The sequence below is a fragment of the Oceanobacillus alkalisoli genome (assembly GCF_022213125.1).
Lineage (GTDB): Bacteria > Bacillota > Bacilli > Bacillales > Amphibacillaceae > Oceanobacillus > Oceanobacillus alkalisoli.
In genome coordinates, this window is sequence record NZ_JAKNRA010000001.1 from 49,402 (window position 1) to 72,581 (window position 23,180).

Below are 23,180 nucleotides of genomic sequence, written 5' to 3' on the forward strand. Positions count from 1 at the left end.
TTGGAAACTTTAGATGAGAAGAGAATAGGAGAGATTTAGAATGAAAGTTAAAATTTTAGTTATATTGTCGTTGCTTGTAGGTATCGGAGCGGTATTACACGCAATTATTCCACCGCTGTTTTTCGGAGTGAAGCCGGATATGCTGCTGTCCATGATGTTTCTCGGGATTTTCTTATTCCCGAAACCGAAATACGTCCTTGTGCTTTCTTTAGCAACAGGGATCATGTCAGCACTAACAACCGGAGCACCTGGCGGTCAAATTGCGAACGTCATCGATAAACCAATCACTGCATTTATCGTTCTTGCGATTTTCCTTGCATTAAAGGGTCGGTTAAACGAGAACATTACAGCACCTGCACTTGCAGGAATTGGAACATTGATCAGTGGTTCAATTTTCGTTACAGTCATTTCTTTAATCGCAGGTATTCCAGAAGGCGGATTAATTTCCCTCTTCCTGTTTGTTGTTCTTCCTGCAATGGCAGTGAATACCGTAATTATGGTAGTTGTTTATCCGATTGTGCAAGGTATCTTCAGACGGACCAATCCTGTATCTGTATCATAAGCAGACATCCTCTAATTTCGATTAGAGGATTTTTTTATAGAAAGAATTAGCACCTGGTATTAAATCTGTTATAATGGAAGTAGAAAACTTATTTCCATGTTTCGTTTATCTGGGAATAGTGAAAAATAGCAGTATAAGCAGAAGGGAGCAGATCTGTTATGTCAAGTAAATCAATAGTTCTTGGAATCCTTGTTGGTGGCGCAATTGGCGCCTCAGCAGCATTACTCAGTACTCCTGAATCAGGTCGTGATGTCAGGAACCGCCTGAAAGATCAGTTCATTGATATGTTGAATCTGATCAATAATTTAAAAAGTCAACTTCGTGAAACTTCTAAAGAAGGAGTTGTAATTGTAAAAGAATTAACAGATGAAATGAAAAAATCGGTGGAAGAGTGGAAAGAAACCGTCGAACCTCACCAAGAGGGAATTTACCATTATCTCGAACAAATCGAAGCAAGCTTAAAAGACCTTGAAGATAAAGTGAAAAGTATTTAATAAAGCGAAACTTCATTCAGGGAGGGGAGCCTTACCTCCCTCACTGAATGTTAGTTGAACAGAATCAAGGGTTTACGGACTGTTTACCCCCCTCCCTTACATGTTGGGCTTCCCTCATGTAAAGGTGAGGGTGTTACAGACCGTTCATGCATGATAAAAACAGGTCGCGCGAGCTATAAACGGCGTCCTGTTTTTTTATGATTCTTTTAAGATTTTTATGTATTCATCCATTAGTTCCGGAAAATATCTTTCTCGGCGGAGGGCGTGAATCGTCGTTGTTGGGTCCAGTTTTTCATTTAATAACCCGGCAAATTCCATGAGGAGCGAACTGAAATCTAATAAACCTTCTTCTTTCTGTTCCTCATACACAGCCTGCTGGAGCTTCAGAAGGGAAAATAATTCATCATACTCTTCTTCGCTTATATTATGTTCAATCACCAATTTTATAAAAGGATATTCATTCATATCAATAATTCGTGAAAGTAATTGAATTTGAAAAGAAGTTATCGTCCCGCTGTCATCCTTCATTTCCACTCCACCTCCTGACGCTACACACCTATCTTAAATTAGCTGAGTATGTAAATCATATCATACAATTTCTCTGGATAGAAGAATGAATACATTCATTCTTTACTTACGACTTCGCTTGAGACTGTTCAGCTATTCGATTATTTGGTACAGTAGAGGATATAGATTTTGGAAAGATACAGGGGGGCTTTGATTGTTTATTTTTTATCTCTTTTTTGCTTTTATCGTTTTGTTAATTTTCAATACAATGACGTATAACTTCTGCCGAAAGATGGAATTGAACGAATTGAAATCAAAGCGGGTATATAAAGTAATCAACATGATTATGGTCACCATGCTCGTATGTTCTTATCTTCGGATTCTAAATGTGGCAGTTTAAAGGTATTTATGAGGTATTCGCTGTTTTACTATTTCTTTCATCATAATATATGATATATTTAAACATGTGATTAATTGAATGAATTTCATAATTACCAAAGTCGGCTTTCCCATCACCATATGTAGTTGGGAACGAACCAACTCAACTACATATGGTGATGGTGATGCATTAAATACGTATTATGAAATTCATTAAATTGCAAAGACATAATGATTAGGAGTGTTCAATATGAAGAAATTTGCCATAGTTGCACTAGTGACTGCTGGAGTCCTTACTTTATCAGCCTGCAGTGGGGATGATTCGGAAGCAGTAGTGGAAACAAGTGCAGGGGACATAACGAAAGAAGATTTTTATGAGGAATTGAAAGATCGATACGGGGAAGAAGTATTAAGAGAATTAGTTACCGTTAAGGTCTTAGAGGATAAATACGAAGTTTCAGATGAGATGATTGAAGAAGAAATTGAAACCGCCAAAGAGCAATTTGGCGAGAACTTTGATATGGTTCTGCAGCAGAGCGGCTTCCAGAGTGAAGAAGATTATGCTGACGTCCTTTATCTGAGTCTCCTGCAAGAACAAGCCTTAGCAGAGGATATTGAAGTTACGGATGAAGAAATTGAACAGCACTATGACCGCTCAAAAATTGAAATTGATGCCCAGCATATCCTTGTAGCAGACGAAGAAACAGCGAATGAAGTGAAAGAAAAGCTTGACGATGGTGAGGACTTTGGGGAGTTGGCCGCGGAGTACTCAACGGATGGATCCGCTCAAGATGAAGGTAATCTTGGCTATTTCTCTGCTGGCAGCATGGTTCCTGAATTTGAAGACGCTGTTTTTAACATGGAAGTTGACGAAATTAGTGAGCCTGTTCAATCAGAATATGGATTCCATATTATTAAAGTAAATGATATTCGTGACGTGGAAGATGTTGAAGAACTCGAGGATGTTAAAGAAGATATTCGTCGAGAACTGCAGATTGCGAAAATGGACATGTCCCAAGCAGCTACGAAAATCGACAGTCTGCTTCAAGAAGCAGATGTTAACGTGAAAATTAGTGAATTTGAAGATATGTTTGAGCCTGTAGAGCCCGAAGAACCTGAAGAGTCTGAAGGCGCAGAGGGGTAAAACAAAGAAAAAGCTACTTCCATTTTGGAAAGTAGCTTTTTCTTCATTCCTGTTCCCGAAGTGCTTTTCTCTCTTTTTCCTCTCTCATACGCTCCATGTATATCTCGCCTTCTCTTTCGATAAATTCCTGATCGGTTTTCCTATCTGCTTGCATCGTGCGAAAAGCCATATATCCACTGAAGAATATCAATAAGATGACAATAAATACCCATAAAGGAACGCCGCCAATTATCATCTTTCCCCCTCCTTGTCCAAATGTCTCTATCTAACAATATGAATAACAGAGGGGAAACATTCCTCTTAAAACAAGAAAAGGGATTACTATTTCACTGTTTCGGTATTCTCATATCTACTATCCAAGTAGTCTACGATATGAATCAGATAGCCCTCTATTGTCTGCGGTTTGACACTTGCTCCCCATTCCGGCAAACCATGGTGACAGAGAATGCAATGGGACAGGAGGTGGATGTCTTCTATTGTAAAAGGCGTTCCTGTTTGTTCCACCATTTTCGTAAGGATGAGTGTACCATATGGAATATGACCAACCATCAAACCGAGTTCATCCATTGTAATTCCTGTCTGTTTTCTACTTTGTAAACTGCTTTTGTCAGCTGTAGGATAAAGGAAGCTGAATGCATCATATTTTTTACCGGCGAAATCATATTCCAGCATTTTCCCGATATCATGTAAAAGAATACTAGTAAGCAGTGCATTATAATTTGGAACTTCTTCTTTATGTTCCATCATCCCAGCTAGCATTTGATAGAGATGATCAATTGCATCTTGCCAAACCGGTCGCACCCATTTATCCGTAGCCTCATAGTTTGCCCATAGCTCTTGTTTATAAGCTTTTTCCACGATTTGAATTAATTTCATCACTGCCTGAAACGAATTTTCTTCCTGTTTCAGAATATAACGTGCAAAGCGCATGAGACCAACCGTATGCTTCAACAGGCCACCTAGATAATTATGGTGAAACCCTTTTGCAGCAGGACTAATGGAAAATTCCTGCCAGAACTGATCGATGACAGCTAAGGAAAATTCGCGATACGGACTAGACAGCTCATCGATATAGGAGAAAATCTCAATCGTGTAATCTTCTATACTTTGTTTCGTATAAGGCAAATAGGAAAATGGGTCAATTTCACCCTCACAAGGCTCAAGCCGTTTAACCGTAAGTGATTTAAAACCGCGGAACTCATCAACGACCGCGTCCACATCAAATATAGAATGCGCTTCGAGCAGCGGTAGATTTTTCTCAACAGCACCTTGATTATCCCACATCTTTGCATTGATATTCCCTGCATTATTGCTGAATGTCATTTTTAAAAATTGGTTGTTTGTCTTCGTCGTCTGTACTTTCACTTCATTTAAAAGGAGCCGTAAAGAAACGCTGTTCCCTTTTTCTTCCTGGTCGATTTCAAATGTCGCCCCCTCATCAGGTAAAGCAGGAGCCGGATATTGCTCAAGTATCTGCTCTTTCCTTTCCGGCGTCATTTGTACTTCAACCGGAATCACCCCGTAGAAATAGTCTTGTTGCTCATTCATCTTCGTCCCTCCACAAACATAAGTTTAGACGTACATAATTGGAAGTTTCTCTTTTTCACAAGCCATACGCACGTCGGATTTACAAGTAAACATGATGACCTGTTGCCCCTGCGCAATTTCGTTTAGGACATCAAGTATTCTTTTGACACGCAATTCGTCAAAATGAACGAATGCATCATCTAAAATAAAAGGCAGCTGATGTTTCTCTGTCATTATCTTACTAACAGCAAAACGCAAGGCAACATATAGCTGGTTCATTGTTCCTTGAGAGAGTTCATTTACATTAAAACGTATTCCCTCCGCTGACATAACTTGAAAGGTCTCTTTCCCTCTTGGTGCAAAAACGTTCGTATAGCGTCCATCTGTGATGGTATGTAAAATAGCAGCTGTTTCTTCCACTACTCTCGCTAGATACTTTTCCTGATAACGTTGCTTCGTCTCCGTTAAAATTTCTTTCTGCATATTGATAATCGACCATTCTTTCGCAAGCTGACGTAATTTTTCCTTCTCCATTTCAAATTGATGCAACTTGGAAGAATAAGCATCCGAGCCTTCAAGTCGCTTTAAATCCAGATTTATTTCGGTAAGCTTTTGTTGAGTATGGTCGATTTCGGCATCCACTGTTGAAACTTGGAGTTCTAACTCTTGTTCACGCTCTTCCAAACTAAATGGATCGAGCTCTTCTTCGACGATTCTCTCCCAAGAACGTGAAGGGAAGATTGTGTCCAACTTGTGCTCATTCGCTTCCAGAGCTGCTTCAAGCTCCTTTTTTTCCGTAAGATAATTTGCTCGGTCGTAAAATTCTTCTTCGGTTGCTGCTTGACCCTTTTGTAAAAGTTTCGTTATTTTCTGTTGATGCAAGGCGATTCGCTTGAGCATATCCTGTTTCTGTTCCTGGACATGCTCGATTAATTCACCAATTTGCCTGAGTCGATGTTCTAGTTCTGTTTCTTTTTCTATTGTTTGCTCAATGAATAGAAACCCATCAGCTAGTGATTGAATCGAAGTTTTACCGAAGTTATGAAGAAATTTAACCGTTTCTTGTTCCATTTGCTCCTCATCCATACGTTTTTCCTTCACTTCTTTTATCAAGCGCTCCCTTTCTTCGTGTTGACGGAGTAATTCTTTGATCCGATTAAAATAATCCGGCCAATAACTGCTATTAATCGGTTCAAGAAATGGATATAACACAAGTTGTTCCCCCGTTTGGTCATGGAGGCGTCTCTTTTTTTCTAAATAAATACGCTCTTTTTCTTCCCATTTCAGGATACTAATTTGTTGTTGTTGAATATCTGCTTGTAAAGCTTTCCATTCCCGCCGTTTTTCATCTTCTGCTTCAAGCTGTTTTTCCAAGCGGTACATTTCCTCGTCTGACAATTTTTCTCTCTGCTTAAGTACTGGTGGGGATTGAATAAGTTTTTCCATCGCTTTGATATGTTGTTTATGAAATAGATATTGTCCCGCCGCAAACAGAATTAGAAGCAGAGCAACACCATAAAGATAGGACATGTCCATGCTAAACGCAAGAAATGTCGAAAGAATAGAAAAGATGATTCCAATGAGGAAAAATTGTTTCACCCGTTTGCTTTTTTGCCTCTTCTCTTTCGTATAAAATTGTTGCTGTTTCATATTTGCTTCATACAAACGTTCCAGTTGTTCCTGTTCTTTACCTTCTTCTAGTCTTCGCCGCAGCTCGGCTACTTCTCTTTCCGGTAAAAACTTGGACTTTATCTCACGCAATTTAGCTTGCAAATAGTTTTCTTCTTCCAATAATCCATTTTTCTCCGTTTCAAGACTGACGCTTTCCTGTTCCAGCTTTTCCTTATCTTCTTTGATCTGTTTCCATGTTTCTTCAATATAGAAGGGCAAGGTTAACTCTTGAAGTTCGGTATCAGCAAGCTTTAATTGTAAGTCGGTAAGCCCGTTCGTAATTTCTTTCGTGATTTCTGCTTCTTTCTCTTGCAAGTTTTCTTTTGTATTTTTAAGTTCAGTGTACACGCTTTTATTCCGCTGTTTTTCCCTTAATAATTCAAGCGTTGATTCCGGCAAGCGCTTTTCTTCTAGTTGGGAAGCATTATAACGGTAATTTTCTTCATTACTTTCCAGTACAGCAAGCTCACTTTCAAGTGGTCGCATTGCATCGTGCAATTTTTCAAGTCGCTCGATACCATTTGCAGGAAATTCGAAGGTTGCTTCATATTGCGCTTGTTTCCTTTTTAATTGCTGATATTCTTTAAGAACAGGTAACGCCGTACGTTTCTTTGTGACCGATCGCATTTCATTTGTCAGATTAACTTGCCGCTGCTTAAGTTTATCTAACGTTTCCTCTAATTCATGAGATTCGAGAACTTTTCTACGATAGGTAGATTCTTCCTTTTGAACAGCAGCTAGGTTCTCCCCTAGCTGCTGGACAACTTGCAGTTGCTTGTTGATTTCCGGATTTTTCCCGTATGGCTTAAACAACTCACCGAGACGACTATCCAATTGCTTTTCAATCTGATAAATATTACTGGAGCCGGTCAGTCCGATACTAAGTAATACGTCACCAAGATTTTCTTCCTGCATTTGCTTAATTGCGTTCAAGTCAAGTGCCGAAAAGGAAAATATCGCTTCATAGGTGGACAGGTTCATCCCTTTCAACCGTTCTGTTAACCAAGCCTCGTCATAAGTCTCGCCTGAGGCAGCGTGGCACACTGCTTTCCCATTATGCAAATCACCAAAGCGTTCAATCGTAAAGACACCGACTTCTGGAACTTCCATTACCAAATGACCACCTAGCTTGCTGCTCGTCTTCGGTTGATAAAATTTCCGCTCTTTCGGCTGCATTCCAAATAGCATGAAGAGAATAAATTGATGAAGTGTTGATTTGCCCGACTCATTTTCACCGTAAATAAAGAGTGGACTTGCATTAAAATCAAATTCCTTATCGACCCACTTTCCAAAACCGAATAGCTTAGCACGAATGAATCTCATCGCCTTCCTCCTCCCAGTAATTGATCAAACAGCCTTGCCTCGGCTTCTTGTTTCCAACCAGATACTTCTTCTTGAGAAGGTAGATCCAAATACTTTCGAGCTTGGCGGTGCTGATAAAGTTGTTCTACGTAATCTATTCCGGAATTTTCCGCAAAACTTCGCTTGAGCTCATCGATAAAATGTTCTCCAAAGCTCGTCTCACTCGGTTCAAGTCTTTCTTTTATATCCAATTGTACATGGAATATATAACGCCAAAGCTGTTCTTGCGAGATGGATTCATTTATTATATCCAGTACATCTTCTAATTGTCCGTTCGCTTGCCAGTTTCTGAGCGATGTATCGTTCGCTTGAAGCGTAAGGTCTAGAAGTTGTGGCCTCGTTACCTTGAGACTTTTTAAGCTGTCCATGATAATCGCTTCAAGCTGATAAGCTGCAACACATTCCGATACATCAATCTTCAAGGGATAAAATTCTATTCTATTTAATGGGATAAAATCAAGCGTCGTTTCCATCTCCGTTAAACGGACGAGGTAACATCCCTTCTCTCCTGTTTCTTTCCGATGCCTTCCTTGGATATTTCCTGGATAGACAATATATGGATTTTTTTGCAATACAGCGCGCTTATGAATATGACCAAGCGCCCAATACTTGAAATCCTTCTCCGTTAGTTCGGAAAGCCGAAAAGGTGCATAAGTATCATGTTCTTCATTTCCCTTAATGCTTCCGTGCAGCATTGCGATATGGAATGGTACTTTGGTGTCTTCTATGATATATTCACTTGTCTTATTTTCAATAACTGCGCGATTTTCATAACTGAAGCCATAAATTTTAGCCAATAGCTCTCCGTTTTTATAAAAATCTAGGTCACGCACCTGTTCATCCGGAAAAATATGTACATTATCCGGATAGGTCACTTGGTGGATATTTCCTTTTAAAAAGTCATGGTTGCCATAACTTAAAAATACAGCAATTCCTTGATCTTTCAGTTGTTCAAAAGCTTTTTTCAACCGGATTTGCGCTTTCAGACTTTGCTTTTCATTATCAAAAAGGTCACCGGTAATGAGAACAAAATCTATCTCTTTGTCAATCGCAGCCCGAACAAGCTCCTCGAGCGCTTGGAAGGTGCTCCACTTTATTTCTTCAAATAAATCGGCTGGCATATCCATTAAACCTTTAAATGGACTATCAAGATGCAAATCAGCCGCATGGATAAACGTCACTTCACGATCCATTACTCCGCCTCCGTCCCTCATCATACATCCATTTTAACAGAGCCGGAATAAGAATGCACGTTCTGTTAGTGGGACATGGACAAAGGCTCTGACCCCATGTCCCAGTTTGGAATTATTTTTCTTTTTTTGATAGGCGGATTGCTTTTGTGAAATCTTTGAGAGAGCCTGTTCTTCCGTACATAAGTACGCCGCCTTTGTATACTCTTGCTCCAATCAAGCCAAGGATGATAATTGAAACAATTAAAATCGCAATCGATAATCCGATTTCCCAGAGTGGCAAGTTAAGCATCCCAATTCGTAAAATCATGACCATTGGCGTAAAGAATGGAATAAAAGAAGAAATGGTTACAATCCTTGATTCTGGTGCACCTAACCCGTACATAGCAACGAGAAAAGCAATAACAATCAAAATAATCATCGGCATGATCAATTGCCCTACATCTTCTGAGCGGCTTACAAGTGAACCGAGCATCGCCGCCAAAGTTGCATATAAAGTGTAACCAAGCAGAAAGAAAATAATGGCATAGATAACTAAGTCAACCGGAATATCAACTAAACCAACCGTATCAAGGAAACTTCCGACTAATTCTTCCTTCCTGCTGCTAATGAGTGCGTAGCCAACACCGACCAGTAACAGGATCTGCGTTAAGCCGACTAACGCTACTCCGAATATTTTGGCAAACATATGGGTTACTGGTGACGCACTTGAAATTAAAATCTCCATCACCCGTGACGATTTCTCATTCGCAACATCTTGAGCAATCATTTGTCCGTATAATATAACTACCATATACATGAAGAAAAGCATGACATAGATAATTCCCTGCGCCTGGAACATTTCTTCCAATGTTTTCGCATCCTCATCAAGGGCAACCGTTTCAAAGTTCACCGGCGCATAAATCTCCTGCACCGCCTGTTCATCAAATCCAGCTTGCTCAATCGACATCGCAACTTTCATATATTGAAGCTGCTCCTCGAGATCCGCTTGAGTCGAGGAATCCGTAATATTATTCGCAAAGTACGTCGCTTCCGGTAAAGCATCAGCATCCATATCCATAACAACGAGAGCAGCGTATTTCTCTTCTTGAACTGCTGTTTTTCCAGCTTCCTCCAAATCTGTGAATGGAATCAGCTCCAATGAATCATTCGCAGACTCTACGCTTTGTTTATATGATCCAAATAAAAGGTCCGAGTTATCAATGATTGCAATTTTATCCCTCTCTTCATCCTCACCGGAAAAGAACCCAGCAATCGTCTGGAAGTTAGCTGCAGCGGCAACAGTTAATAATAGGAGAGCTGTCGTAATAAGAAAGGTTTTTGATTTCACTTTTTCCAGATACGTATGGCTAAAAATAATCCAAAACTTATTCATAAGATGCACCTACCTTTTCAATAAAGATGTCATTTAGAGAAGGTTCTTCCAACTCGAATTTACGAATGAATCCTTTGCCCTGCAATTCCCGAAATATATCTTGGGATACATCTTCATTTAAAATCTGTAAGTCACATCCATCATTTACTCGACGATATTTCACAACTCCTGGAAATTCCGCTAAAAATTCAAGTGAGAAATCGGCATTAATCCGTAAATTTTTCTTACCAAATGACCGTTTAATCTCACGCAACGCCCCTTGCACGACCGGCCTCCCTTTTTGTAAAATACAAAGATATTGACATAGCTCTTCTACATGGGACATCTGATGCGACGAAAATACAATTGTTGTTCCCTGATCTTTTAAATCAAGTACAGCCTCTTTCAGCATCTCTACGTTAATGGGGTCCAGCCCGGAAAACGGCTCATCTAAAACAAGCAATTCCGGTTGGTGGATAACCGCTGAAATGAATTGAATCTTCTGTTGGTTTCCTTTCGAAAGTTCTTCAATTTTCTTATTCATATATTCGGGTACTTTAAAACGATCGAGCCATTTTTCAAGTTCTGGCAATATTTCTTTTTTCTCCATACCACGAAGTTTTGCTAAGTATGTAATTTGATTTTTCACGGTTAACTTTGGATAAAGTCCGCGTTCTTCTGGTAAATAACCAATCAAATTGCTTGTATTATAATCAATCGTTTCCCCGTTCCACGTTATTTCTCCTTCCGTTTTATCCAATAATCCGAGTAACATCCGGAACGTCGTTGTTTTGCCGGCACCATTTCCACCGAGAAATCCAAACACTTCTTCTTTCGGTATTGTTAAATTTAATTGGTTGACTGCAGTAAATTCACCAAATCGTTTCGTAACATGATCGATAATTAAAGTCATTCTCTTATCCCCTTTCTCTGCTATACTACGGCTTTCTTTAGATAATGGTTTCGTTTATTTTATGAACGTAATTATTTTCGCATAATTTCGAGTAATGAATTATAATGAAAGCAAGAAACAGAGAGGAGCATAACATATGAGAGAATACTTTTTGACCGTGTTCAACCCAGACGGGGAAAAATTACTCGATGAGTCATTTATAGCTGAGAATGACGAACGAGCAAAGAGAATCGGTGAAGAAAAACTTGCGGAACATGGTTATTCCGAACATACTCACCGCTGCGTCAGCCCGGAAGCAAAACTCATTCTTTTCCATCGTTAAAGAAAACCAATGCGCATGCACCCGGTTCACGACGTACAAAGCAGCATCCCAAGATCAATGCTAGTATAATTTTCCACATCAAAAAAACTCACAGATATCAGTCTGTGAGTTTTCCTCCATACAAATTTTTAATGCTCGTCTTGGTTAAATCCATAAACTTCTTCTAATGGTTTGGTAATAATCGAGCTGATATCGCCGATAATAACATTTAAACGCTGTTCTTCTTCCATTAATTTAGCAATTGTTGGGTTATCTTGAACAAGCTCTACTACATTACGGGCTTTTTCCACTTCTTCTTCGGTAATATCCAAGCCTTGCATTTGCTTCTCTTGTAAGTTCAACTGGGTATCCCGGAAACTTTCAAACATTTGCTTGGATTCTGGATCATTCATTACAGCTTCATATGCTGATTTTAAACTTTGAAATTCAGTACTTTCTCGTATTGCTTTTTCTAAGCTATAGGCATAATCATAAATATTAGACATCATCTTGCCTCCCATATAGTAAGTTAAGCCCTACTATATCAAATGAAAAAGGGAATGTATACTATGAACTGAATGAATTTCATAATTACCAAAGTCGGCTTTTCCATCACCATATGTAGTTGGGAACGAATCAACCCAACTACATATGGTGATGGTGAAGCATTAAATACGTAATTATGAAATTCATTAAACTAATTAAATTTTTATTATGCAATCTAAATTTTTTCACCTAAAAAATCAAGGCAATTTAACCTTACCAAGCCCTCATAGTCAACGGTTTTCAAAGGATGACTTCGTTATTTCAGTGTGCGATGTTGGATATGTAAAGTATTATAAAATAGATGTGGGCAGGCAATCGCTCCCTGCCCACTATTTACTTACTTTTGTTATTGTCCGCCACCATTAAGCTGTTGCTGTGCAGTACGAACAAGACGTTTTGTAATTTCTCCACCAACGGAACCGTTAGCACGAGAAGTTGTGTCTGCTCCTAGATTAACACCAAACTCTTGAGCAATTTCATATTTCATTTGATCAAGTGCTTGTTGTACACCAGGAACTACTAATTGGTTTGAGTTGTTGTTAGCCATCGGACTTTCACCTCCTTCTGTAATCCTATTGTCAGCTAAAACAACTAATCTTATGACAAAAATTCACTGGTAAAATGTAGCTATGATTCCAGTTCGCTGTAAACCAAAAAAACGACCCTGCTTCATCCCGTGAAGCAGGGTCGTTTGATAAGCATAAGGTTATTTCGGATAAGTCATTTCTTCCGGAACAACATATTTATCGAATTCTTCTTCCGTCAATAATCCTAATTTAACTGCTGTTTCTTTCAATGTTGCATTCTCTTCAAAAGCAGTCTTTGCTATTTTCGCTGCGTTTTCATAGCCAATGTGCGGGTTTAATGCCGTAACGAGCATCAACGACTCATTTAAATGCTTATTAATCACTTCATGATTTGGCTCAATGCCAATAGCACAACGATCATTGAATGATACAATACTGTCCGAGAGCAACCCCGCCGATTGTAAGAAGTTATAAGCGATTACCGGTTTATAAACATTAAGTTCAAAGTTTCCTTGGCTTGCAGCAAAACCTACCGCTGCATCATTCCCCATTACTTGAGCAGCGACCATTGTTACTGCTTCACTTTGGGTCGGATTCACTTTACCTGGCATAATTGAGCTTCCCGGTTCATTTGATGGAATCGTAATTTCACCAAGACCCGAACGCGGACCGCTTGCGAGCCAGCGCACATCATTTGCAATTTTCATCATATCCGCTGCAAGCGCTTTTAAAGCACCATGAGCAAATACGGTTTCATCATAGCTTGTTAAAGAATGGAATTTATTTTTAGCAGTTACGAAATCTTTCCCTGTGTAGTCGCTTATTTGTTTTGCAACCCGTTCGGCAAATTCCGGATGCGCATTCAGTCCAGTACCTACTGCTGTTCCACCTAGTGCCAATTCTTTTAATTCTGGGATACTGTTCTTAATCATACTTTCTACTTTTTCAAGCATTCGATGCCAACCACTAATTTCCTGCCCGAGTGTCAGTGGTGTTGCATCCTGTAAATGCGTTCGCCCAATTTTTACAATATCAGTAAATGCATCTGCTTTTTCTTTTAATGTCTTCTTCAGTACATCGACAGCCGGTAATACATGATCCTCAAGCTTTAAAACAAAGGCGATATGCATCGCTGTTGGGTATGTATCATTGGAGCTTTGGGATTTGTTAACGTCATCATTTGGGTGAAGTCGTAATTCGCTTCCCTCTTCTTCTAGCCATTTATTACCGACATAACTAAGCACCTCATTTACGTTCATATTCGATTGGGTACCGCTTCCAGTTTGCCAAACGACTAATGGAAAGTGTTCATCAACCCGGCCTGCAAGCACTTCATCTGCAGCATGCTCAATCGCATCCGCTTTCTTTGCATCGAGCAGTCCGAGCGCACTATTTACTTTAGCTGCACTCTTTTTCAATACAGCAAAAGCTTGAATAATTTCTTTTGGCATCTTTTCTGTACCAATTGGAAAGTTCTGTTTACTTCTTTGTGTTTGCGCTCCCCAGAATTTATCTGCCGGAACTTTAATTTCCCCTATTGTATCTTTCTCCAAACGATAATCCAATTCGAGTTCCTCCCTGTATTATGATGATACCACCTATATTGTATCAAATTTCTTCAGGAAACTACACTTCTTTACTAATCGTTCACGCTTTCATCCTATTTGACACAAAATTGTACTACCACAAGCGTAAAAAAACGAGATTTTCCTATATAATATACAAAGAGAATGAATTTCATAATTACCAAAGTCGGCTATTCCATCACCATATGTAGTTGGGAACGAACCAACTCAACTACATATGGTGATGGTGAAGCATTAAATACGTATTATGAAATTCATTAAAAGAAAATGATTATTTTTAAAAAGGAGGAAATCACGATGCCAAATATATGGACGCATATTCTCTTTTGTGAAGAGGTTGTGGATACAGTTGGAAATGTACACCCATTCTCACAGCAGATTGAGAATTATATGAGGTTAGGCGCTCAAGGACCAGATCCTTTTTTCTATTATAACTTTTGGCCGTGGGTGAAGAATGAACCGGTTCATCAAGTCGGCGCATCCTTGCATACGAGTCAGTGTGGAATATTCCTCCTCGATATGATTGAAGCCGCGAAAAATAATAGCAATGAGGTAAAAGCTTTTGTTATCGGCTTTGTCACCCATCATGTACTTGACCGCAATACGCACCCTTATATCCATTACCGGGCAGGTTACGAAGGTAATGACCACCAACGTCTAGAAATTCAAATTGATACATTGATGATGGATAAATACCATAATTTAAAAACATGGAAAAATCCTGTCTATAAAGAAATTGACATTGGAAGAAATTTTGATGCACGGATTACGAGGCTGTTGGCAACACTCATCAATGAACATTACCCAAATTTAAGTAGGACTGACGATACCTATATTCAAAAAGCATACCGAGACATGCTGCTTGCTCTAAAAATTCTGTCAGACCCATCTGGCATTAAAAATAAAATACTTGGAAATTTAATCTCCGCATATTCCCACCAACCAATTCATGATGATGTCGATTATTTAAATTTAAACCATACGACATGGTTCCACCCTGCAACGAATGAACCATCTAATAAAAGTTTTATTGAACTGTATAATGAAAGCCGTGTGGAGGGTATCGATATTATAACGGAAGTATTAAACTACTGGGAAAAGGGTGCTTCCTATTCCATGGAAAAACTAAAAGGTTTAATTGGAAATATTTCATATGATACGGGGAAACCCCTTGAACTCGGGTTGGAAAATAAATATAGCGAACCAATTGTGTAGAACCAAAACAGACTGGGACCCTTGAGTCCCAGTCTGTTTGATTTGTATAACTTTGGAAGAATCACATATCACTTTCATACAGCGTAAGTGTGCCTTACCCTGAAACTTTCTACTGGAGGTCCGCAGTCCAGACACCTCTCGCACCTGCTGAGCGGCCGGCAAGCCTCTTCGCGCTAACGCGCTGTGGGGTCTCGCCAGGCCTATCCTCCCGCAGGAGTCTCGAGGTGTCTGGACTGCTCCTAGGAAAGGCCCTATTGAGATCACGGTTTATTATTCCAAAGATATAATTTTATCGTAAAATGGCACTGGAATAAATGCTATTAATAATAATCATCTCTACCAGTTCAGTTGCCCGGTGGACGGTGACTCCTGCGGGAACAGCACGAGCCTGGAGACCCCGCAGGGCGGGTAGCCCGAGGAGCTCCGGCAGTGCCTAAGGATGCGCATCCGGCCACCGGGCAACTGAACGGTGATTAGAGAGTATTTCAAGAGAATGCGCAAATTACTTACGCTGTATGAAAGTGCAAGTTTTGATTAGGGTATGTCATTTAGGTTTTACTTCAACTTTGCCTTCCAGTCCTGTTTGCTGCTGGGCCTCTTGAATGCCTTTATCGACATCGACAAATCGCAATAATATAATCCCTGCGATAAAGAAGAATATGAGCGAGAGAATGCCATAGCGGCTATTGCCTGTAATTTGCCCGATAAAAGCAAACAAGAACGGTCCGAAAATAGCAGCGAATTTGGAGGAGATCCCGTAAAAACCAAAGAATTCTGCATGTTTATTTTGCGGGATCATCCGGCCAAAGATGGATCTACTAAGGGACTGTGCACCGCCTTGCACCATTCCAACAGCGATTGCTAACGCATAGAAGTGAAATGCTGAAGTCATAAAGTAGCCAAGGACAGTAATCACCATGTACGTAACAAGCGTAATATATAAAGCACGCTTAGCCGTAATCTTTGAGGCGAGCCAACCGAAGAAAAAAGTAAAGGGAATACCGACAAATTGCGTAATTAATAAAGCGACAATCAAATCGTTCCCTGCAATGCCAATTTCAGCGCCATAAATTGTCGCCATTCGCATAATCGTAGAAATTCCATCATTATATAACCAAAAGGCAAGCAAAAAAATTAAGACTTGCTTATACTGTTTAATTTGCTTGAACGTATCCCCTACCCGGGAAAATCCAATGGCAATATACGATTTATCTTTTTCTACGATAACCTTTTTCTCTTCTTTAATATTCTTGAATAATGGAATAGAAAATAATAACCACCAAATACCGACCGAAGCGAAAGATAACTGGGTTGCAATCACCGTATCTTTTAAACCAAACCAATGCGGATTCAATATCATTAAAATATTTATCGTAAGGAGAACGCCCCCTCCGATATATCCATAAGCAAAGCCCCCAGAAGATACCCGATCCATTTCCTCTTTCTCTGCGACTTCAGGAAGGAATCCATCATAGAATATGTTACCACCGGAAAATCCAATTGAACCGACAATAAATAAGATAGATGCAAGTATATAATCGCCTTCTCCTACGAATGCTAGTAGGATACTAGCGATAATCCCCATAAAAGCAAAAAATTGCAGAAATTTCTTTTTCGCTGCAGAAAAATCACTAATCGCCCCTAATATCGGTGCGAGAACAGCTACAAATAGAACAGAAATAGACTGGGAATAGCCCCAATAGCTTGTTGCAAGTCCTTCTTCAAGCCCGCTTGCAGCTACATTAGAATAATAGACAGGAAGCACTGCTGCCATAATGGTTGTTGCAAATGCAGAGTTACCAAAATCGTACATCATCCAGCTTCTTTGTAATTTCTTTTTATTTTCCACCTAATAGCCCCCCTTTAGCCACAAGCATAGCAAAGATTTTACGAATCAGGCTTCATTCAGCAAAAAATTTACAACCATTTAACGTAAAGTCAATGATTGTAAACTTTTTGCTTGCAGCTAGCTTCAGAGCGCAGGGACTGCCAAACTTCACGCTCCTTTTAGTTTGTAGGTCCTCAAACGCTTACGGTATTACTCCCAAATATATTGTTTATATTCTTCACTTAAGTTTTTAAATGTTTTTATATCGTCCGTTTCGAGTGCCTTGTTTATTGCGTCTTCCAATTTGGCACGATTGTAATTAAAGCATATTGCATCCAAATTTAATCTGGCTTGCAAACGGATCTCATAAGGAATTTCTTTTTTAGCTTGGACTGGCTTTCCACTGTATCTGAAAAATTGCAGATATACTTTTTCTTTTTTCATTGGAATTGCCCCCTTTACCCTTTCTTTTATTATCCTAAATTTTCCGAATAAAAGCAACAGATTTGTTTTGTTTACTAAGTGAAACTTCCTTCCCACCAACCAATAGTGATAGCTTGATCCGTTTCTTTTTCTCTAGACCCACACGAATCCCGTTTGGTAAACTATTGAAACGAGACAAATTGGAGGACAACTTCATGAATCATGCAGATAACTTAAAACTTGCCGAAAAAGGTGCTTGGATAAGCATCATCACATATCTTACGCTCGCCATTATTAAATTATGGATTGCCAACTTCGGTAACTCGCTTGCCTTACGAGCAGACGGATTAAATAATACGACAGACGTCATTGCTTCGGTTGCGGTCCTTGTTGGTTTACGTATTTCCCAAAAACCGCCTGATGATAACCACCGTTATGGACATTATCGTGCAGAGACGGTCGCTTCTCTCTTTGCAGCATTTATTATGATGTTTATTGGGATTCAAGTAATTTATGACATTGCAAGGAAATTTATAACCTTTGAAATGGAAGAGCCAAGCATGCTAACTGCTTGGACGGCATTAGGTTCAGCGGCTGTCATGCTCATCGTTTTCTTTTATAACTTGCGTTTATCAAGACGATTGCACAGTCAGGCATTATTTGCTGTCGCCCAGGATAATCGGTCAGATGCCCTTGTTAGTATCGGAGCGTTTATTGGGATTATCGGCGCACAGTTCGGTATCTACTGGTTAGATCCGCTCACTGGAACACTTGTAGGACTAATCATTTGTAAAACGGCTTTTGACATATTTAAAGATGCAACACTAACATTAACAGATGCATTTGATGAAGAAGAATTAGAAATGATTAAAAAGACGATTACAAATGTCTCGGAAGTAGAGAGAGTTGTGGACGTAAAAGGAAGAATTCATGGCAGTCAAGCACTGCTTGAATTGACAATTCTTGTAGATGCTCATCTAACCGTTGAACATAGCCATAAAATTACGGAAAGAATTGAGAAGTATTTAGCAAGAAAGCACGGTGTCACCCATGCTCACATCCATCTGGAACCATTTTATGAAAAAAAAGGCGTCAAGAATCAATAGACGCAAAGTTTGCAGAAGAGAACACTATTAATGAAAAAGAGACTGCCTCATTTCCATTAAGGCCAGTCTCTTTTCATATGCTTCATTACGCTTTATCTTGATCCGTTAAAATAAGCGGACCATCTTTTGTAATGACGATTTGATGTTCGTATTGGGCAGAACGACTTTTGTCAACAGTGCGAGCGGTCCAATTATTGGAATCCATTTTACTTTCCCAAGCACCTTCGTTAATCATTGGTTCAATTGTAATGACCATTCCTTCTTTCAGACGTAAACCTTTATTCGGTAATCCGAAATGAGGAACGTTCGGGTCTTCATGGATTGTCGGCCCGATACCGTGTCCTGTAAAGTCGCGGACAACGGAGAAACCTTCACCTTCTGCATACGTCTGGATAGCATGTCCGATATCACCGATCCGATTTCCAACTTGAGCTTGTTCAATTCCTTTGTAGAGGGATTTCTTCGTTACATCCATTAAACGAAGTCCCGCTTCATCCACGTTCCCGACTGCATATGTCCAAGCCGAATCTGCAAGCCCACCGTTTAAGTTGACAACCATATCAATCGTTACGATGTCGCCATCCTGTAATTGCTCTTCCCGCGGGAAGCCATGGCAGATTTCATCATTAAGGGACGCACAAGTTGCATATGGATAACTATTATATCCCTTTTGCTCTGGAGTTGCTCCATGTCTTCTCATAAACTCCTCCGCAAAAGCATCTATCTCCATTGTAGTAATTCCCGGTTTAATCATTTTCGCTATTTCCTTGTGACATTGTACAAGCAAATCTGCTGCCGCTTGCATCTGGTCGATTTCACGAGCACTTTTTCTAGTTATCATTTTTAGCCTACCTTTCCAATTTACCTATCTTCATGAACTGTTGCTTTATTTTAAAGTTCGAATGAACAAAGTTAATTTCCATTCTCCAGTCTACCATAATTTTAATGATCTTTCAGTTAAGACGCAACCTTTGGGCAATAACCTGCTAATTCCATACAAAAGCCGCATTCATCCGAGTAACAGATAAGATGCGGCTTGTTTTATTTCATTTACGAAATTTCGTTTGATTGCTCTTTAGCAGCAATAATATCCTCCACCACCGTAGCTAGGTCCACTGTATGCTGTTCCAATGATGATTAGCAGGATAAATAGTACGACAAGCAGTGCGAACCCTCCTGAAGCGAATTTTCCACCTATTTCTGGTCTTCCTTGTTTGCTCATAGCATTCCCTCCCTATATTCTAGACTACAATAATGTATGCATGCCTATAAAATATGGGAGGGCGGATGACTAAAACTTTTTCAGACTCTTGCTTCAGATATAGTCACTAATATAATAAATCTTTCCGTTTTTCACATCTTCATCTGTAATAATGTCAATAAGGACACCGGCGACAAGATCGGTCTGCCTTAATGAATTGTTCACTTTATAATCTTTAAACTTATCTATTTCGACGAACTGATCTTTTGTTGATGAACGGATTTCTGTTTGCATATCTGTATCCATGACTCCTGGACTGAATGCAATGATTCGATTATCCGTCTTTAGTTCTTCTTGCTCGAGGGCGACGGTTTTCGTATACATATTCAGACTTGCCTTTGTGGAACAGTAAGCACTCCAACCGTAAATTGGACTCTCTGCGGCTCCGGAACTTACATTAGCAATAACGAGTGGAATTTGATGTTCCTCATGCTTTTTCAAAAATTGATTGGTAAGTACCATTGGAGCAATCGAGTTGATTGTTACATGAGAAACGAGTGCTTCAGTCTTTATATGCTGCGACTGATCAATCGGATGAACAACTCCAGCATTATTCAATAGAAAAATCGTTTCAATTTCTTTTTCGGCATTTTTCTCTTTGATTTCTTCGTGGATGATTTCCACTGCTTCTTCCAGCTGTGGAATATCGGCTAAATCACTAGCCACATGCCGATAAAACTGATTATTTTCCTTAGCAGCCGTCGTTAAATGTTTATTTTCCGTTCGGGAGATACCAATAACATCCATTCCCGATTCCAATAAAAACTTTGCAAGCGATGCCCCGAGTCCTCTTGAGACCCCTGTTATTACAGCAAGTTTCGCCAAACTTCATTCCCCCTTATCAAGACAAATCATTCGTTATCTTTCACTTTCTCCCAATAATAAACAAGGGTTTCCATCCCTTTATCAAAACTGTCGAGCGGGAAGCTTTCATTCGGTGAATGCAGACGATCCTCCGGTGTTCCAAACCCAAGTAGAACAATCGGCATATCATAGATCGCATCTATCCATTCTACAACTGGAATCGAGCCGCCCATACGGACGTACACGGTTTCTTTCCCGAACGCTGCCGTGTAACTTTCAGCAGCTTTTTGAATAAGCGGGTGATCTGGTGCAACTTTATATGCTTTCGATGAGAGTTTCTCTTTCTTCACTTCTACCGTTACCCCACTTGGAGCATGTTTATACACGTGGTCCTCTAGTAATTTTTGAATCTTCTCAGGATCTTGCCCTGGAACAAGACGGCACGTAATTTTAGCGGTAGCAGACGAAGGTATGATTGTCTTTGTTCCCTCACCTTGATAACCACCATACATTCCATTCACTTCAAATGTCGGACGCCCCATTGTATGCTCCTCAGGTGTATACCCTTTTTCAGAAACCGTTTCAGGGATTCCTGTTGATACTACAAAGTCTTCACCAGGGGCTTTTTTAATTAGTTCCCGCTCTTCTTGCGTCATTGGTTCGACATCATCATAAAAACCATTTACTGTAATTACTTCATTTTCATCCTTCATTGATGCTAGTATATGACTAAGTGCCATGATTGGGTTCCGCACCGCTCCTCCGTACATCCCGGAATGCAAATCATGATCTGGCCCTGTTACTGTGATTTCAATCCCTGTGAACCCTTTTAAACCATAAAGAATTGTTGGTTGATTTTTTGCAACCATTCCGGAATCTGAGATAACGGCAAAATCAGCTTGAAATTTTTCCTTTTGTTCTTGAAGGACTTCATAAAGATTCTCACTGCCGATCTCCTCTTCTCCTTCAATACAGACTTTAATGTTTACCGGTATTGCCGCTTTCGTTTTTAAATAAGCTTCAAAAACCGCAAGATGCATGAATACTTGTCCTTTATCATCGCTTGACCCACGGGCATAAAGACGGCCGTCACGAATTTCCGGTTTAAATGGATCGCTTTCCCACTGTTCAAGCGGATCTGCCGGCTGGACATCATAGTGTCCATAAAATAAAACAGTCGGCGCATCTGGTCCTGCTCCGTTATATTCGGCATAGACTAAGGGATGTCCAGGAGTTTGCTGTTTTGTAATCTTTTCAAAGGATAACTCTTCTAAGTAATCAGTAAGGAAATCTGCTGCTTTTTCCACATCTTGTTTGTATGTAGAGTCTGTGCTTACACTTGGGATTGATAAAAATTCATTCAGCTTCTTGAGTAAAGCTTCCCTATTTTCTTTTAAATATTGAATGACTTTTTCACTCATTTCATGTTCCTCCTTTTAAGACTGGAGAGAGGGATTTCTCTCCTCCCCTGTCCTACCTTAAAATACTTCGTGCCATTCGTTTCGTTTTTCCAGCATTTTTTCAGCGATATCTTTTGCGCCTTCTAGACTGTGGCTTGCTGCCCAGCCGCATTGGACTTCATTGCATGCTGGTACTTCGTCGGCTGCTAAGACATCTTTCAATGTTTTCTCCATAACATCCATTACTATTTCTTCTGTTGTGTCATTAATGATGGATAAATAAAAACCGGTTTGACATCCCATCGGGCTTAAGTCAAGCACGTTCGGCTCATGGTTTCGGATATTTTCCGCCATAAGATGTTCCAGGGAATGAAGGCCCGGCATCTCCATATGTTCTTTATTCGGTTGTTTAAACCGGATATCGTATTTATATACTTTGTCGCCTTTTTGGCCTTCCGTTACACCTGCTAGTCGAATATATGGTGCCTTTACCTTCGTATGGTCAAGATTAAAACTTTCCACATTCATTTCCTTTGTCATTCTTATCTCTCCCTACATAATCTTTTATTTTAAATGATACACTAAAAACGCAGTATCTAAAAGCAATTCACCTAACCTTAGAATTACTTTCATACAGCGTAAGTGTGGCTGACCCTGAAACTTCTACTGGAGGTCCGCAGTCCAGACACCTCTCGCACCTGCTGAGCGGCCGGAAAGCCTCCTCGCGCTAACGCGCTGCGGGGTCTCGCCAGGTTTACCTCCGAACAGGAAGTTCTAATGCCGGCGTTGGTCACTGGACGTGACCAACGCCGGCCTCCCGCAGGAGTCTCGAGGTGTCTGGACTGCTACCAGGAAAGGCCATATTGGGATCACTGTTTAATGTACTAGAAAGGTATAATCCTTATCGTAACGGGATAATTTGTATTTAAAATAATCATCTATACCAGTTCAGTTGCCCGGTGGACGGTGACTCCTGCGGGAACAGCACGACCCTGGAGACCCCTTAGTGCTCAGCCCGAGGAGCTCTAGCAGTGCCTAAGGATGTGCTATCCGTCCACCGGGCAACTGAACGGCGATTAGA

General features: G+C 40.0%; 24 protein-coding genes. 7 read left to right on the forward strand and 17 right to left on the reverse strand.

Annotated elements, in window-relative coordinates; genetic code table 11:
- The first annotated feature begins 40 nt into the window (after nucleotides 1–40).
- On the forward strand, nucleotides 41–562 hold the full coding sequence (locus L3V42_RS00230) for a tryptophan transporter (protein WP_235761173.1): 522 nt from the start codon (nucleotides 41–43) through the stop codon (nucleotides 560–562).
- Nucleotides 563–720: 158 nt separating this feature from the next.
- Entirely contained in the window at nucleotides 721–1,056 is a 336-nt protein-coding gene (locus L3V42_RS00235; RefSeq protein WP_235761172.1) for a YtxH domain-containing protein, read from the forward strand.
- Between the two features lie 195 nt (nucleotides 1,057–1,251).
- Here the strand turns inward: L3V42_RS00235 and L3V42_RS00240 are convergent, their stop codons facing one another.
- Nucleotides 1,252–1,584 (reverse strand): DUF1878 family protein, encoded by a 333-nt coding sequence (locus tag L3V42_RS00240; protein WP_235761171.1) that lies wholly within the window; start codon nucleotides 1,582–1,584, stop codon nucleotides 1,252–1,254.
- Between the two features lie 193 nt (nucleotides 1,585–1,777).
- Here L3V42_RS00240 and L3V42_RS00245 point away from each other — a divergent pair, with 193 nt between their 5' ends.
- Nucleotides 1,778–1,963 (forward strand): hypothetical protein, encoded by a 186-nt coding sequence (locus tag L3V42_RS00245; RefSeq protein WP_235761170.1) that lies wholly within the window; start codon nucleotides 1,778–1,780, stop codon nucleotides 1,961–1,963.
- Nucleotides 1,964–2,191: 228 nt separating this feature from the next.
- Nucleotides 2,192–3,085 carry a peptidylprolyl isomerase gene (locus L3V42_RS00250; RefSeq protein WP_235761169.1) on the forward strand — a complete coding sequence of 298 codons (894 nt, stop codon included), beginning with the start codon at nucleotides 2,192–2,194 and terminating at the stop codon, nucleotides 3,083–3,085.
- A 43-nt stretch (nucleotides 3,086–3,128) separates the two neighbouring features.
- Here the strand turns inward: L3V42_RS00250 and L3V42_RS00255 are convergent, their stop codons facing one another.
- The 6 genes from L3V42_RS00255 to L3V42_RS00280 all read right to left on the reverse strand — a co-directional run bounded on the left by L3V42_RS00255 (nucleotide 3,129) and on the right by L3V42_RS00280 (nucleotide 11,102).
- Entirely contained in the window at nucleotides 3,129–3,320 is a 192-nt protein-coding gene (locus tag L3V42_RS00255) for a sporulation YhaL family protein (RefSeq protein WP_255770370.1), read from the reverse strand.
- Nucleotides 3,321–3,406: 86 nt separating this feature from the next.
- On the reverse strand, nucleotides 3,407–4,633 hold the full coding sequence (locus L3V42_RS00260; protein WP_235761168.1) for an HD domain-containing protein: 1,227 nt from the start codon (nucleotides 4,631–4,633) through the stop codon (nucleotides 3,407–3,409).
- Between the two features lie 24 nt (nucleotides 4,634–4,657).
- Entirely contained in the window at nucleotides 4,658–7,606 is a 2,949-nt protein-coding gene (locus L3V42_RS00265; protein ID WP_235761167.1) for an ATP-binding protein, read from the reverse strand.
- Nucleotides 7,603–8,838, reverse strand: coding sequence for a metallophosphoesterase family protein (locus L3V42_RS00270; protein WP_235761166.1), 1,236 nt, complete (start codon nucleotides 8,836–8,838; stop codon nucleotides 7,603–7,605). The genes L3V42_RS00265 and L3V42_RS00270 overlap by 4 nt, the downstream gene beginning before the upstream one ends.
- Before the next feature lie 112 nt (nucleotides 8,839–8,950).
- A complete protein-coding gene (locus tag L3V42_RS00275) occupies nucleotides 8,951–10,210 on the reverse strand; it encodes an ABC transporter permease (RefSeq protein ID WP_238470968.1) in 1,260 nt (419 codons plus the stop codon).
- Nucleotides 10,203–11,102, reverse strand: coding sequence for an ABC transporter ATP-binding protein (locus L3V42_RS00280; RefSeq protein ID WP_235761164.1), 900 nt, complete (start codon nucleotides 11,100–11,102; stop codon nucleotides 10,203–10,205). Before L3V42_RS00280 ends, L3V42_RS00275 begins: the two co-directional genes overlap by 8 nt.
- 136 nt (nucleotides 11,103–11,238) lie before the next feature.
- Here L3V42_RS00280 and L3V42_RS00285 point away from each other — a divergent pair, with 136 nt between their 5' ends.
- On the forward strand, nucleotides 11,239–11,424 hold the full coding sequence (locus L3V42_RS00285) for a YhzD family protein (protein WP_235761163.1): 186 nt from the start codon (nucleotides 11,239–11,241) through the stop codon (nucleotides 11,422–11,424).
- 128 nt (nucleotides 11,425–11,552) lie between these two features.
- Here L3V42_RS00285 and L3V42_RS00290 read toward each other — a convergent pair whose 3' ends face one another.
- From L3V42_RS00290 to fumC, 3 genes are all read right to left on the reverse strand, one after another.
- Nucleotides 11,553–11,909: a YlbF/YmcA family competence regulator gene (locus L3V42_RS00290; protein WP_235761162.1), complete on the reverse strand. Its 357-nt coding sequence runs from the start codon at nucleotides 11,907–11,909 to the stop codon at nucleotides 11,553–11,555.
- Nucleotides 11,910–12,295: 386 nt separating this feature from the next.
- Nucleotides 12,296–12,496 (reverse strand): alpha/beta-type small acid-soluble spore protein, encoded by a 201-nt coding sequence (locus L3V42_RS00295; protein ID WP_238470969.1) that lies wholly within the window; start codon nucleotides 12,494–12,496, stop codon nucleotides 12,296–12,298.
- A gap of 159 nt (nucleotides 12,497–12,655) precedes the next feature.
- Complete coding sequence (gene fumC, locus L3V42_RS00300; protein WP_235761160.1) at nucleotides 12,656–14,041, reverse strand: class II fumarate hydratase; 1,386 nt, start codon at nucleotides 14,039–14,041, stop codon at nucleotides 12,656–12,658.
- Between the two features lie 318 nt (nucleotides 14,042–14,359).
- Between fumC and L3V42_RS00305 the strand changes: the two genes are divergently transcribed.
- Nucleotides 14,360–15,277: a zinc dependent phospholipase C family protein gene (locus tag L3V42_RS00305; protein ID WP_235761159.1), complete on the forward strand. Its 918-nt coding sequence runs from the start codon at nucleotides 14,360–14,362 to the stop codon at nucleotides 15,275–15,277.
- 544 nt (nucleotides 15,278–15,821) lie between these two features.
- Here L3V42_RS00305 and L3V42_RS00310 read toward each other — a convergent pair.
- Nucleotides 15,822–17,093, reverse strand: a complete 1,272-nt coding sequence (locus tag L3V42_RS00310; protein ID WP_255770483.1) for an MFS transporter — start codon at nucleotides 17,091–17,093, stop codon at nucleotides 15,822–15,824.
- 222 nt (nucleotides 17,094–17,315) lie between these two features.
- The gene (locus tag L3V42_RS00315; RefSeq protein WP_235761157.1) at nucleotides 17,316–17,549 is read right to left on the reverse strand and encodes an IDEAL domain-containing protein; all 234 of its coding nucleotides are present in this window, start codon (nucleotides 17,547–17,549) and stop codon (nucleotides 17,316–17,318) included.
- A gap of 194 nt (nucleotides 17,550–17,743) precedes the next feature.
- Here L3V42_RS00315 and L3V42_RS00320 point away from each other — a divergent pair, with 194 nt between their 5' ends.
- Entirely contained in the window at nucleotides 17,744–18,634 is an 891-nt protein-coding gene (locus L3V42_RS00320; protein ID WP_238470970.1) for a cation diffusion facilitator family transporter, read from the forward strand.
- An 85-nt stretch (nucleotides 18,635–18,719) separates the two neighbouring features.
- Here the strand turns inward: L3V42_RS00320 and map are convergent, their stop codons facing one another.
- The 5 genes from map to L3V42_RS00345 form a co-directional block, all read right to left on the reverse strand.
- Entirely contained in the window at nucleotides 18,720–19,475 is a 756-nt protein-coding gene (map, locus tag L3V42_RS00325; RefSeq protein WP_238470971.1) for a type I methionyl aminopeptidase, read from the reverse strand.
- A gap of 234 nt (nucleotides 19,476–19,709) precedes the next feature.
- Nucleotides 19,710–19,856: a YjcZ family sporulation protein gene (locus L3V42_RS00330; RefSeq protein ID WP_235761154.1), complete on the reverse strand. Its 147-nt coding sequence runs from the start codon at nucleotides 19,854–19,856 to the stop codon at nucleotides 19,710–19,712.
- A gap of 93 nt (nucleotides 19,857–19,949) precedes the next feature.
- Nucleotides 19,950–20,720 (reverse strand): (S)-benzoin forming benzil reductase, encoded by a 771-nt coding sequence (locus L3V42_RS00335; RefSeq protein ID WP_238470972.1) that lies wholly within the window; start codon nucleotides 20,718–20,720, stop codon nucleotides 19,950–19,952.
- Between the two features lie 26 nt (nucleotides 20,721–20,746).
- Nucleotides 20,747–22,120 (reverse strand): dipeptidase, encoded by a 1,374-nt coding sequence (locus tag L3V42_RS00340; RefSeq protein ID WP_235761152.1) that lies wholly within the window; start codon nucleotides 22,118–22,120, stop codon nucleotides 20,747–20,749.
- 57 nt (nucleotides 22,121–22,177) lie between these two features.
- The gene (locus L3V42_RS00345; RefSeq protein ID WP_235761151.1) at nucleotides 22,178–22,639 is read right to left on the reverse strand and encodes an S-ribosylhomocysteine lyase; all 462 of its coding nucleotides are present in this window, start codon (nucleotides 22,637–22,639) and stop codon (nucleotides 22,178–22,180) included.
- Between the last annotated feature and the right edge of the window lie 541 nt (nucleotides 22,640–23,180).